Raw genomic sequence first — 11,223 nt, 5'->3', positions numbered from 1 at the left:
TTAGAATGGAATGTAACTAGAGAATCATCTGGTCCGTTATGCATTGTATCCATTCGATGGACGAAATAGAGCTGGAAGCGATTTTTCGTAAAATGTATGATCCTTTATCTTACAAAAATCCATCGAGTAAGCGTCGCTCACTCGATGGATAGTCTAATGTTATTCGCCCCAAAAATCAAAGGCAATCGCTTGTCCTTGTTTAATTTTATCCCATTGATCATTAATGCTTAATTCATTACCACCATCACATGAAGCGAAACCACATTGATGTGACAAGAAGAGTTTGTCTTTAGAAATATATTGGGTTGCTTCTTCTAATTGTGCTTTGATTTTTTCTTCGTTTTCCAGCGTGTTTGTTTTACTTGAGAGTAGACCAATTACCACTTCAGTTTCTGGTTTATGCTTAAAGACTTCCAAAGCACTCAAATCACCTGCTCGTTCGTCATCCCATTCTAAATAGAATCGATCGTAATCTTGTTTTTCTAAAAACAAATGAGCAATCGCACTGTAGCTCCCAGCGCCCATGTTACGTGAGTCGTAATTCCCTCGACAATTATGCGTATAAACTTTTAAGCCAAGTGAATGGCCATGAGCAATGACCTCATTGTTTAAATCAATAAATTTTTGCGCCAAACCAACCATGGCAGACTGGTCAATCTCTTGACCATTGAAAGGACTATTTGGATTATCTTCTGCGAACAATTCCCACAAGCAGTCATCAAATTGAATAATTGTTCCGCCAGTTGCGGCGAATTCATCTAAAAATTCTTTGTAGGCTTTGACGATATCCTGTCTAAAGGCTTCATCTGTGTCATAGACTTGTCCACCAATAATGCCTTCACGCATGCTCAACTCACCATAAATATGCGAAGGAGAAGGGATACACTGCTTAAGTTTGGCACTTTCTGGTGCCTGTTCTTTCAAGCGATTAAAATGATCGATAAAGGTGTGTTTATGACCGCTTAAATTGTCTTGAATTTCGATTCCGATATCTTTACGCGTTTCATAATGAGCAGTTTCGTCAAGGTCTCTAAAAAAGTAACCTTTATCTGCGATGTAGCGACGAACGCCCTTTAAGCCCCAGACAAAGTCTAAATGCCAAAGTGATTTAGAAAATTCACCATCCGTTATTTCTGGAAATTCCAATTTGACTTGTTGATCGACGACAGCTGCTACTGCTTGATCTTCCGTTTCTTTATAACCAGCGAATTCCTGATAGAAGGGATAGTGAATATCATCACGATGTTCAATTTGTGCTTTATAAGCCAATAAATCATCTGGACGTAGGAGTGAGCCTACCGTTAAAAATCGAGTGCTTCTTTGTTTAGTTTCAGTCATGAAAGTTAACCCCTTTTTAATTTGTTTCTCATAGTGTAGAATAAAAATAGACTTATTAACAATATCTATTTTAAGTCAACTTTCATAGTTTTTAACTATGGACTAAAAAGGGGGAGTTTTATGCGGATTAGACAATTAGAGTATTTGGTTAAGGTTGCAGAATCAACGTCTATTACTCAAGCAGCCAGTGAATTATATATTTCTCAGCCGTCTTTATCACACGCCATTAAAGAATTAGAAGAGGAAATGAATGTGATTTTATTGAATCGCAGTCAAAAGGGGGTAGCTCTAACTGCTCAAGGAGAGGAGTTTTTATCTTATGCTCGCCAAATATTAGAGCAGATAAATCTCTTGAATCGACGTTTTAAAGAAGATGAAACACCCCAACAAATATTTAGTGTGGCAGGTCAACACTATGCCTTTGTTGTTGATGCTTTTGTCCGTTTGTTAAAGGCCTTTGATCATCAGGACTATCAAGCCTCTCTTAAGGAACTGCGTACTTATGAAGTGATTGAAGATGTTGCCAATTTAAAAAGTGAGATTGGTATAATTTATCGCAGTCACTATAATCATCAAGTGATCAATGCAGAATTGAAGAAACATCAATTGACCTTTACTTCATTGATTAAAGTGAAGCCACATGTGTTTATCTATAAAAATCATCCTTTGGCAACTTATGCTTCTATTGAATTAGAGGATTTGTTACCTTATCCAAAACTCAGTTATGAACAAGGAACTAATAATTCCTTTTATTTCTGGGAAGAAGTATTGGCGGATCATGCTTCGCCTAAAACAATTACAGTCAGTGATCGAGCGACCTTATTTAATTTAGCCATTGGCTTAAATGGTTATACCATTAGTTCTGGAATCATTAATGCTGATTTAAATGGGGAGACGATTATTGCGAGACCGTTAGTGTCGAGTGAAGAAATTGAGCTCGGCTTTATCACGAGCAATCTGCATCGTTTACGACCGATTGCAGAAGAATATTTAGTTTTATTAAAACAATGCTTAAAAGTGGCCGTAAATGACAGTCCGATTGACCGAGTTTGAGTAAGCCTTTAAGAAAGTGTATAGACGCTGTGAATGCTCTAATGCTTTGCCTTTGGAACAAGTGTTTTTCACAATTGATTTGGAGCAGTATTTTGATAGTGTGTTGGGTTTGTACTATACTAAATTGTGAGGATTTAACTTTATGAGATGGAGTAATCCAGTTTTAGTGATTTTCCAACGTAAGGAAAGTATGATATTTAAAGCAAAAGTAGATATATTCTACGTAACATCGACAGTGTTAGAGGTATTAATTATTGTAGCTTTAGCCATTCTCCCCTTATACTTTGAAAGCTTTAAAAATGATTTAATCACAGTATTCATATGGTAAGCGCTCTTTATCATTACGATTGCTTTAGTCTTATGGGCTTCTTTTTCAATTAAATGTTTTTGAACACGATCATTTATTTGTAAAAGGTGGTCCTTTTAAAAGCCGAATTCCATTTGAGAATATCACAAAGATATTAAGGTCAAAAGAAATTTTTACCGGATATAAAATAGTGTCGTCAAGAGATGAGCTTGAAATTGTTTATACTAATTCTTTTTTAGGGAGTGTGAAAGTATCACCTGAAAACAAAAAAGAATTGATCCATGACTTAAACAAACGATGTGTTAGATTATAGATTGATTTATAAATAAACAAGCTTACTTTGTTGGGAGTTTTAGAAAAGGATTGTTTCAATTAAAATTTTAATGTGAGTGATTCACGTTAAGGTACACTAGGGAACTTAGACTGGGTACTTGTCTTTGTTTAGTGCACTTCATGTTTACTATGGATAGATTATAATCATTACTGAAGACAGATATAAAAAGGAGACAAATAATATGTTAAAGATTTATGGTTTGGGTCACTGTTCAACCACCAAAAAAGCAGCTAACTATTTGAAGGCAGAAGGCATTGCAATGGGAGATATTATTGATATTCGTGAGACGCCTCCAGCAAAAGAGGTCATACAATTGGCGGTTGATGCCAATGGCGGACTAGTGAAAAAGATTATCAATACGTCAGGAAACTTGTATCGTGAAATGGAATTGAAAGACAAACTAGCTGAGATGAGTAATGATGAAGTAGTGTCCTTGTTACATGAAAACGGCATGTTAATAAAAAGGCCTTTGATTACCAATGGTCAAAAAGCAACTGTTAGTGCAAAAGAAAGCATATTAATAGATGCTTGGTTAAGTTAACTTAAGTTTTGAGGTAACAGAGGCTTCTTCTGCTTCTATTTTTTACTATAAGAGCTTATATGTATAAGGCTTATTCACCTCATTTTAGATAACCAAATGCTTGTCATGCTTAAAGGCATAACAAACCGGTGTCGTTGGCTGCGCTTCGAGACGAATTTATTACAGCATCCGCTCTTGTAAATCGTTCGAAACGCTAGTGAATGACACCTTTTTTAGTAGCATTCGATTAGAACTAAATTATTAGAACCTAAGAAGGATTCTCTTATCAGATAGAGATGGTATTGTGGAGGAAAGATGACAGTGTGGGAAAAGAGGAAAGCTATGTTTAGAAAAAGGAGGCACTCCAACCGTTCGAACAAACAAGGAAGACATTATATTGCTTACTTGTTTGTTTTATTAGGAATTGTTGCATGTTGGTTAGGAAGTAACCGTAACTGGTTGACAGTATCACCGTTGACTCGGTTAAAGCATCAGCCCTTTGTAGTCACAGAAGAATTTGTCGAAGAAGCTAATCAATATTTAGAAGCTAGTCAGCAACCAATGCCTTTGATTTTACAAACGGATGAACGTTGGTATTATGAGTCATATGGGACGGATGAAAGAGATAATTTTTTAGGAATCAATGGATGCGCACTCGCATCATTGGCGATGGTGGGTTCATATTGGCAGGACCGTTTGATTGAACCTGTGGAAATACTCGGCTGGGCTCAAAATTATTATTATTTGCCTGGACAAGGAACCATGTGGAGTATTTTCTCAGATTATGCTCATGCGATTGGTTTGACCGCACAAGATTTAGGTAATGATTTCGCAACGGCCAAGCATTATATAACATTAGGCTATCCTGTTTTAGTTTCAGTTAAACCTGGCTACTTCACAGATGTCGGCCACATAATGGTCTTAATGACAGATGACAGCGGTGAGATTGTTGTATTTGATCCTGATGACTCACCAGAAAAGAATCACTATGCCCAAACGTTTTCAGACGAGCTGTTACTTACGGAATCAATTAATTACTGGGTGTATCAATAAATATAATGACACATCAGGAAAGAAAGGGTGATCTATATGAAATTTATATCAAAGTTATTAATCATACTGAGCTTATTTACCATATTTATACCTATGATTCATGTCGATGCACAAGCAGTCAATGATTCCGCAACTGATGACTTACCTACAAATTTACTATATGAAAGCGGAGATTTAGAGGCTTTCGCCGAGCTAAAAATTGACTTAGTGTCCTCTTATATCGAAATTCAAGAAGGAAACACCTACAAGCTAGAAGTTTATGTTTCACAAGAAGACTTAAAATTTGATGATGTTTTCAACTTGTCCACTGACAAGAAACAAGTCGTATTAAATGAGAAAGACTGGAAAAATAATTTTAAATCTTTCTTTACAACCTTAACTTCGCGAGTGGTTGTGACGGTACCCGAAACCGAAAAATTATCTGTTAATGTTGACTTAGTGAATGGTGAAATAAAAGCAAAAGGAACGCTCACTAAATTCGAATTTGATGGACCCAATGTTAAACTCTTTTTAAGTGGCGAGGAAACCTATCCAATGGCGGTTGACTTTATCAATGGGGAAATCGAATTGATCTTCGAAACATTTAATGCTGAGTTAGATTTCGAATTCGTAAATGGTCGCTTTGAGGTACTAGGAGATACAATGTCCGCAACTTTCTCTGATTTCAAAAAGACGCTCGGAGATGGAAAAGATGCCATCCAAATCGACGCCGTGAATGGGAAAGTTATTCTAAGAGAAGCCGACTGAATAAATAAGAGCAGCCTGTCTATTAAGCGGGCTGCTTTTTCTATAAGATTAGTTAATACTTAACGGTAGTTATTGTAATGTCAGGAGTATTTACTTTCAAACGTAACTCTACTACACTTTATGAAAGCGTATACTATAGGGGTGGAAAATTTGATTCAAGAAGTTGCAAAGAATATTTACTCGTTTGGGGTCACTTTACCAAACAGTCCATTAAGATTGATTAATGCTTATGTTGTAAAAGACAAAAATCGTGCCGTCTTGTTTGATACTGGCTTCAATAATCCGCAGTCAGAAAGGGAACTGCTCGCTGGTTTAAAAGAACTAGATATCGAACTTAAGAACGTGGAAGTTGTTTTAACTCATTTACATTCGGACCATACAGGCCTTGTGCATCTGTTTTCACGAGCAGGCTGCAAAATTTATGCTAGCCAACTAGATGGTGATTACACGAATGACATGATAAGTGGCAATTACTGGGAACAAATCAATAACTTGTTAGATCTCTATGGCCTACAAGCTGACCAGATTGACAATAATGACAATCCAGGCTTTTTAAATCAGCCATCAGAACCCTTTAAATTCACAGCGTTGACACCAGGCGATGAGTTTATTATCGGCGATTATCAGTTTAAAGTGCTGGATCTAATTGGGCACACGCCAGGACACATTGGCTTTTATGACGAAGCAAGTGGTGTTCTGTTAAGTGCAGATACAGTCCTTGATCCCATCACGCCCAATATCACATTCTGGGGCTTTGACCATGTCGATATTCTAGGCAGTTATGTTGGCACGCTCCAAAAATTAAAGCAATTGAATATTCAAGTCATTTTACCAACACATCGTAAAATCATCCACAACCCTCATGAGCGCATGAGCGAACTCATCGAGCATCATAACGAGCGCTTGCAAGAGATACTGGACGCTATGACACAGGACAAAGGCTACACAGTCCGTGACCTTTCAGCCGTGATTAGCTGGCGGATCAAAGCCGACAACTGGGACGACTTCCCGAAATCGCAAAAAATATTTGCAGCTGGCGAAACAATGGCACACTTAGAGCACCTCTGGCACACACACTGCGTCGAAATGACTCAAGACGCCGATGGCACACTCTATTTTACGAAATTACAAAATAAAATCAAAGCCTTCTAAGGCGAACAAACACACACCCTGACGCAAATATGACAGGGTGTGTGTTTAATTTTAACCCATCTGCTCAAATATGCCATTGAGCATACAGTACAGGAGCTTACTCTCATGGTTTTGATAGTAAGTTAGCAAATAATCGTCACATAGTGGCCTACTACATTTAGTTAAAATTTATAATTAAAAGTATGCGGATAAATACATTACTAAAATGATCACTTGTAGAATAGCTGACAAAAGATGAAAAGAATTTTCTTCTTGATAGTATCTGATTAAAGAACATAACAAATTATAAGCAAAAATCACGACCATGATACCAGTGAATACAAATTCTCTTAAATTTAAGGGGACTAAAGTAACATTAATTAAGAACGCCATTAGAGCGATTATGACTAAGTAAAAACGATAAGCGAGTATTTTTTCTTTCATTCTATTTTCCTTTCTGAACGTTTCAATTATTTAATGATAAATACCCCTCTAATATTATAGTGATAATGATTATATTTTATCTAAATGTATATTATTGTTTAGCTGGACTACTGGAAATTGTAGGAATGAGTGTGCTAACAACAGAACGAATGCCGGAGATGGAATTTTCTTCAATAAATGCTAAAGTCTCTTCAGTAATATTCGTCCATTGGTAGAGAATACGTTCGGCCTTAAACAAGTAGACAATTTGATGCGCCACACTTATTGTGTCCAAGACCGAAGCAATCGATCGCTCTTCCGTAAGATTCAATAAAGCTAAAGCCGCCGTCTCCCATCTAAAAGGATGAGAGGGTAAATCAGGTGAAAGTGAGGCGTAATGACTATAAGTTATTTCTTTAATGAACGGATCTTCGTTAGTCTCTAAAAATCGCCTCCAACAATAAATTATATGGTAATCACTACATTTTATGGACTGCTACCTAATATAGAATTACAGCGGAATCAACTTAAATTAACACGCTAATAAGCGTTTCATCAGCCTTATTTTTGTGAATATGCTATAGACTATTATACGAATAAAAGACAAGTAGACCAAAGAGAAGTATTTTGGCTTGTAATAAAAGTGTTAGAATGTGTCTAGCCACGGTGGCGTCTCCAAATTAAAACATTATTTTTTTTATAATTGATTGCTATTTAAGAATGAGGCGTATAAAATTGTGGTGATGGATGAAATGATAAATCCAGAAGGAGATCTAAATGAACAAAGATAGAAAACCAAGAAAGAATAAATACAAAACAATCAGTTCGGTAGCGGTCGTCTTGCTTCTCTTTATGGTTTTAATACTAGGCGTATGGCGATTAGTTAGTGATGGTTTAGTGACAGACCGTTTGAATGTGATTGATGACGTTGTTGAACAGTTGCCTGTAAGTGAGGAGTCAATGACAGAAGAAGCCACTTTAGCCACTTCAACGAGGGTGGATATTCAAGCAAGAGATGATTTAGATAGAATGGCACTTTATAAAGGCATTAACCAATATAAGCAGACTGGCTTTATTCCCTTGTTTATTTATAATATGAAACCAGCTGAAAATATTCTATTGAAGGGTGTTGAACAAATCAATGTCCCGTTGATGAATCAAAAAGATTTCCGTTGGGCGTTTGATACATATGGCGATGATAGTGGGAGCATTATTGCGGCGAACGGCTGTGCCGTCGTTTCTCTAGCAATGGTTGACAGCTATTTTCAAAATGAAACAGTCGATCCAGGCGAAGTTGCAAGCTGGGCTGGTTTAGACCATTATGTGACTTATGCGGGAACAGCCTTTACGATTTATGAAGCTTTTGGTAAAGAAAGAGGCTACGAAGTCAAAGAGTTCTACGATTTCTATGAAGCGATGGAAGAAGTCGAAGCGGGTAATCCAGTAGTTGTTGGGATTAATCCTGGTTATTTCTCTTCGATTGGTCACGTCATGGTGATTCGAGGTTATGAGGACGGAATGGTTTATATCAATGATCCTAATGATGATGCGACAAGCCAAGCGAGTTTAGTCGGTCATGACGAAGAATACATGATACAAGATGGCATCGCTTATTGGTCTTTTTCCAAATAATAGTATTTTTAATAAGAAATTGTTCAACGCTCTTGCGCTTGAACGATTTTTTTTGTGGAAATATTGAAGTGAATGAACTATGATTATACATGTGAATTTGACCATGATAGGGGGAAGTTTGTTGGCAACTTTTTTAATATTAATTATTTATATTGCATTTATTAGTTTGGGTTTACCGGACGCGGTTTTAGGTGCTGCTTGGCCGATCATGCAAGGAGAACTGAACGCTCCCTTAGAGGCAGCTGGTTTATTATTTGGGATGATCTCAGTCGGCACGGTTATTTCAAGTTTATTTAGCGGAACTCTATTGAAGAAATATGGAACAGGTCGAGTGACGGTTGTCAGTGTGATGCTGACGGCGATTGGCTTACTAGGATTTAACTATGCGGAGTCAATTTACTGGCTGTTATTTTTTACCCTGCCATTAGGTTTGGGTGCTGGGGCAGTTGATGCTGGTTTAAACGATTATGTCGCGATTAACTATAAAGCGCATCATATGAATTGGTTACATGCTTTCTGGGGTGTCGGTGCGACCATCGGGCCCTTAGTCCTTTCGCAAATCATTTCGAGAGGCTATTCTTGGCGTAATAGTTATTTAATTATTGCCGCTTTTCAATTTGTTTTAGTTCTGATCCTGTTAATCACCTTACCCCTTTGGAAAAAAGTTGCAGGCGAAGGGCCAGTCACACAAGACGCGCCTGAAGGACTGAATCAGGAACAAGGATCCACCGCCAAGAAACCGAACATTTTCAGCATTCCAGGCGTTAAATGGGCCTTACTAACTTTCGTCTTCTACACAGGAATCGAACAAACGGTCAATCTGTGGGGGAGTACATTTTTAGTCGATTCAAAAGGCATTGATCCAGCAACAGCAGCTGAATGGTTATCCTTCTATTTCTTAGGCATAACGATTGGCCGTGTCCTGTCCGGCTTTATCTCTTTCAAATTATCGAACAAACAAATGTTACGTCTCGGTCAAGCAATTGTGCTAATGGGCACACTCGTCCTGTTGCTCCCGCTACCGAATATATTTATGTTAATCGGACTTATTCTAATTGGTCTGGGCTGTGCACCAGTCTACCCAAGCATGTTGCACGAAACACCTACCCGTTTTGGGACTGAAAATTCCCAATATGTCATGGGCCTTCAACTAGCTGCCGGTAACACAGGTGCATTATTATTACCGCCATTATTCGGCCTTGTTGCTTCGCGTTTTTCGGTTAATGTTTTACCAATATTCTTAGTTATCTATGCGATAATTTTATTATCTAGTACCGAAAGGCTCAATTTATTAGCAAGCACTACCCAAAAATTGGCGCACCGCGCTCCTTCATTAACTAAAGTATAGCTCCAATATAAAATATCGCTGACCTTTTTTAGGATTCAGCGTTTTTTTTTGCCGATATAATCAGAAGTTCGGCTAGAGATGCGTGTAAGAATAACCAATCTAAAGGCCATAAACCAAGTGCTAGGTTTTCTTAATAAGGACTTGCTTCAGATAAAACCTATCCGAAGAATTATCATTATTCTGCTCATGATCTATAAGCAAAGGATGAACAGAACCTCAGATTATCATAGTTATTTGATAGTTGAATATGGTAATGTCAATGGAACGATTGTTATTGCACTTAGGAGAGCTATCGGTCAACTTTAGAAAAAGGATCAGCGTGGCACATATTCAGGCTGACGATGTTTGGATTAAAGGGTTTGGATTTTAAAGACCGGATTCTATAATCGAAAAAACTGTCAAGCAATAGTATATGTTAAAAATAACGAAATAAACACTCTAGCACCATTCAGATAAAATGAATGGTGCTAGAGTGTTTATTTGTATTGGAAATAGCTAATGAGATTAATATGGAAAATTTTTAACCACTAAATCTACAATCAGTTCTCTTTGTTCAGCAGACGAAATGGTCGCTTGACCGTCTTTTTCTTGCCGGCCGTAGTCGCCGAAGCCACTATGATTGCCACCTTCGATTTCGTCGTAAGTCGTATCAGGCGGCAATAATTTAGTTGCCGCCTCAAAAGCTTCCCAATTTAAGACTTTATCCTCAGAAGCAGTCACCGACAAAACTGGGAAAGTCACCTCACTTAAGTCAGTCGAGCCAGCCAGATAACTCGCCAATAAGACTAAGCCAGCCACTTTACCAGAATCGACTAAAGCTGCGGCGTTATTTGCTGCGATCACGCCACCTAAAGAATGGCCCATGAAAGTCACGTCTGTTAATTGATAGTCTTCAACCACAGCCAAGCCACGTTGTTCAGCTAAAACCGGTAAGTTCAAGGGGGTGTCGATTAAATAGACGGTGAAACCCGCTTCAGCCAACTGACTGGCAAGTGGGGCGTAGGCATTTTGTTCAACGAAGCCACCTTGATAAAGGACAATTGCAGGTGAATCGTCCTGTTCAGCTTCAAAGATACTGACATAGTTTTCAGTTACAGCCTTTTGAGCGGCCAGTTCGGCAGCTGGCGTAGGGGCATAAGTTAGTTGTCGAATCCCGACTACAGAAATAACCGTAATAAAAGCGAGTATTCCCAGTACATATTTCAACCATTTTTTCAAATCGTCACTTCCAAGTCTTGAGTTATATTTCAGCCAAGTATATCATATTCTTTAAAAAACCAACAATTTCTCTGACTCACTATCACTTATAAAGGTTCCCAAAATAGGGTTTATAAGTG

General features: G+C 37.9%; 11 protein-coding genes and 1 pseudogene. 9 read left to right on the top strand and 3 right to left on the bottom strand.

What is annotated here, in order from left to right; genetic code table 11:
* Positions 1 to 159: 159 nt before the first annotated feature.
* On the bottom strand, positions 160 to 1,338 hold the full coding sequence (locus tag ACTQ5J_RS02945; RefSeq protein WP_441750512.1) for a cobalamin-independent methionine synthase II family protein: 1,179 nt from the start codon (positions 1,336 to 1,338) through the stop codon (positions 160 to 162).
* Between the two features lie 120 nt (positions 1,339 to 1,458).
* Between ACTQ5J_RS02945 and ACTQ5J_RS02940 the strand changes: the two genes are divergently transcribed.
* From ACTQ5J_RS02940 to ACTQ5J_RS02910, 7 genes and pseudogenes are all read left to right on the top strand, one after another.
* On the top strand, positions 1,459 to 2,391 hold the full coding sequence (locus ACTQ5J_RS02940) for a LysR family transcriptional regulator (protein WP_441750511.1): 933 nt from the start codon (positions 1,459 to 1,461) through the stop codon (positions 2,389 to 2,391).
* Positions 2,392 to 2,533: 142 nt separating this feature from the next.
* Positions 2,534 to 2,719, top strand: a complete 186-nt coding sequence (locus ACTQ5J_RS02935; protein ID WP_441750510.1) for a hypothetical protein — start codon at positions 2,534 to 2,536, stop codon at positions 2,717 to 2,719.
* A 70-nt stretch (positions 2,720 to 2,789) separates the two neighbouring features.
* Positions 2,790 to 3,011 (top strand): annotated as a pseudogene (locus ACTQ5J_RS02930) (PH domain-containing protein); the annotation flags it as partial.
* A gap of 202 nt (positions 3,012 to 3,213) precedes the next feature.
* Complete coding sequence (locus ACTQ5J_RS02925) at positions 3,214 to 3,573, top strand: Spx/MgsR family RNA polymerase-binding regulatory protein (protein WP_441750509.1); 360 nt, start codon at positions 3,214 to 3,216, stop codon at positions 3,571 to 3,573.
* A 321-nt stretch (positions 3,574 to 3,894) separates the two neighbouring features.
* A complete protein-coding gene (locus tag ACTQ5J_RS02920) occupies positions 3,895 to 4,605 on the top strand; it encodes a C39 family peptidase (RefSeq protein ID WP_441750508.1) in 711 nt (236 codons plus the stop codon).
* Between the two features lie 36 nt (positions 4,606 to 4,641).
* Entirely contained in the window at positions 4,642 to 5,352 is a 711-nt protein-coding gene (locus ACTQ5J_RS02915) for a DUF4097 family beta strand repeat-containing protein (RefSeq protein ID WP_441750507.1), read from the top strand.
* A 150-nt stretch (positions 5,353 to 5,502) separates the two neighbouring features.
* On the top strand, positions 5,503 to 6,504 hold the full coding sequence (locus ACTQ5J_RS02910; protein ID WP_441750506.1) for an MBL fold metallo-hydrolase: 1,002 nt from the start codon (positions 5,503 to 5,505) through the stop codon (positions 6,502 to 6,504).
* A gap of 514 nt (positions 6,505 to 7,018) precedes the next feature.
* On the opposite strand, the gene ACTQ5J_RS02905 is transcribed toward ACTQ5J_RS02910, so the two are convergent.
* Positions 7,019 to 7,237, bottom strand: coding sequence for a hypothetical protein (locus tag ACTQ5J_RS02905; RefSeq protein ID WP_441750505.1), 219 nt, complete (start codon positions 7,235 to 7,237; stop codon positions 7,019 to 7,021).
* Between the two features lie 446 nt (positions 7,238 to 7,683).
* Here ACTQ5J_RS02905 and ACTQ5J_RS02900 point away from each other — a divergent pair, with 446 nt between their 5' ends.
* The gene (locus ACTQ5J_RS02900) at positions 7,684 to 8,538 is read left to right on the top strand and encodes a C39 family peptidase (protein WP_441750504.1); all 855 of its coding nucleotides are present in this window, start codon (positions 7,684 to 7,686) and stop codon (positions 8,536 to 8,538) included.
* A gap of 121 nt (positions 8,539 to 8,659) precedes the next feature.
* Positions 8,660 to 9,886 carry an MFS transporter gene (locus ACTQ5J_RS02895; RefSeq protein ID WP_441750503.1) on the top strand — a complete coding sequence of 409 codons (1,227 nt, stop codon included), beginning with the start codon at positions 8,660 to 8,662 and terminating at the stop codon, positions 9,884 to 9,886.
* Between the two features lie 504 nt (positions 9,887 to 10,390).
* Here ACTQ5J_RS02895 and ACTQ5J_RS02890 read toward each other — a convergent pair.
* Complete coding sequence (locus ACTQ5J_RS02890) at positions 10,391 to 11,104, bottom strand: alpha/beta fold hydrolase (protein ID WP_441750502.1); 714 nt, start codon at positions 11,102 to 11,104, stop codon at positions 10,391 to 10,393.
* Positions 11,105 to 11,223: the final 119 nt, after the last annotated feature.

The sequence above is a fragment of the Fundicoccus sp. Sow4_F4 genome, assembly GCF_052116145.1.
Taxonomy (GTDB): domain Bacteria; phylum Bacillota; class Bacilli; order Lactobacillales; family Aerococcaceae; genus Fundicoccus.
This window is presented reverse-complemented; position numbering and strand designations above follow the sequence as displayed.

Bases quoted from the DNA above. Each gene is read 5' to 3' on its own strand.
- ACTQ5J_RS02925 (WP_441750509.1), top strand. From the start codon at position 3,214: ATGTTAAAGATTTATGGTTTGGGTCACTGTTCAACCACCAAAAAAGCA.
- ACTQ5J_RS02900 (WP_441750504.1), top strand. From the start codon at position 7,684: ATGAACAAAGATAGAAAACCAAGAAAGAATAAATACAAAACAATCAGT.
- ACTQ5J_RS02915 (WP_441750507.1), top strand. From the start codon at position 4,642: ATGAAATTTATATCAAAGTTATTAATCATACTGAGCTTATTTACCATA.
- ACTQ5J_RS02920 (WP_441750508.1), top strand. From the start codon at position 3,895: ATGTTTAGAAAAAGGAGGCACTCCAACCGTTCGAACAAACAAGGAAGA.
- ACTQ5J_RS02940 (WP_441750511.1), top strand. From the start codon at position 1,459: ATGCGGATTAGACAATTAGAGTATTTGGTTAAGGTTGCAGAATCAACG.
- ACTQ5J_RS02935 (WP_441750510.1), top strand. From the start codon at position 2,534: ATGAGATGGAGTAATCCAGTTTTAGTGATTTTCCAACGTAAGGAAAGT.
- ACTQ5J_RS02945 (WP_441750512.1), bottom strand. From the start codon at position 1,338: ATGACTGAAACTAAACAAAGAAGCACTCGATTTTTAACGGTAGGCTCA.